This is a genomic window from Streptomyces sp. DSM 15324 (assembly GCF_001514285.1).
In the GTDB taxonomy this organism is placed as follows: Bacteria; Actinomycetota; Actinomycetes; order Streptomycetales; family Streptomycetaceae; genus Streptomyces.
Genome location: NZ_KQ949028.1, coordinates 533,892 through 535,222 on the forward strand (window position 1 = coordinate 533,892; position 1,331 = coordinate 535,222).

Annotated in this window: 1 protein-coding gene; it reads left to right on the forward strand. The window is 70.3% G+C overall.

The genetic code is table 11. From position 1 onward, the window contains the following. A partial coding sequence (locus AQJ58_RS21965) for a B12-binding domain-containing radical SAM protein (protein ID WP_067252528.1) occupies positions 1–1,149 on the forward strand: 1,149 nt, incomplete at its 5' end. Positions 1,150–1,331 lie beyond the last annotated feature (182 nt).

A 1,331-nucleotide genomic window follows, 5' to 3' on the forward strand; every position in this document is an offset into this window, starting at 1 on the left:
AAGGAGGCGTGGCCCGCCCGCGACCTCCTGGTCCACCACCGCGGCAACCGCATCCCCACCCCGGTGGCCTCGACGTACACGAGCCGCGGCTGCCACGCCAAGTGCACCTTCTGCTATGTCCCGAGGGCGCCCGGCGTCACGGCGGGCAACGCCTGGCGGGTCCGCTCGCCGGTCGACGTCGTCGACGAGATCGAGTTCCTGCAACGGGAGTTCGGCACCCGGTTCCTGTGGTTCAACGACGACAACTTCGGCGGCGCCTTCCAGGACGGCTACAGCCACGCCGTCGGTTTCGCCGAGGAGATCCTCCGGCGCGATCTGAAGATCTCCTTCCACTGCGAGTTCCGCGTCGACACCGGCCTCGTCGACCGGGAGGCGCTGCGCACCCTGCGCCGGGCCGGCATGGCCTCCGCGCTGCTCGGCATGGAGACCGGGGCACCGAGCATGGCCAAACGGTTCCGCAAGGGGACCATGGTCGAGTACAACTTCGACGCCGCCCGCCTGTTCAAGGCGGAGGGCATCGAGCTGGAACCCGGCTGGATCATGGTCGAGCCGGGCACCACCCTGGACGAGCTGTGGGAGAACCTCCAGTTCATCGTGGCCGCCGACATCGCCGTCAGCGAGAACCCGTTCTCCTTCATCAGCCGCGCCATCGCCCTGCGCGGCACCGAGATGTACGACAGGATCGCCGACCCCATGCCGCCCGAGCTCCCGGACGTCGAGGGGCCCGCCCGGGCCGTGCTGCTACAGGCCCGCCGGGAGTACCGGATCCCGGACCGGCGGGTCGAGGACGTGTGGGCGGCCTGGAGCACGGTCAGCGCGGAGGTCGCCGACCGCAAGGAGGAACTGCCGTTCGTCGCCCAGCTCATCGTGGACGCCACCCGGGCCCGCAGGACCCGGGGCGAACCGGGACTGCGGCCGCTGCTGAGCCGACTGCGCGACTGGGCCGACGGTCTCGCGGAACTGCTGGTCGCCTTCCTCAACCTCGGGCTGCTGCTCGCCGACGAGGACCCGCCCCGGCTCGCCGAGCGGCTGGAGACGGAACTGCGCGCCCTGGTCGACGCCTATGACCGCAGGGTCCTGGGCGACCCCTATCCGGTGTTCGTCGCGGAGACCAGGAGGCTGTGCGGGGAGCAGGCCATGGCCGGGTGACGCGCCCGGTTCTCGGGATGGGCACATCAGAAGGAGAGAGGAGACGGCCATGGCGGATGTGGTCCTGCTGACCCCCCGGGAGATCCCCACCGGCGCCGCGAGCCTGAACAACCAGAACGTGCTGATCAACGACGAGGAGTACCTCCGCCTGGATCCCGCGATGCGCCTGTTCTACAAGCGGG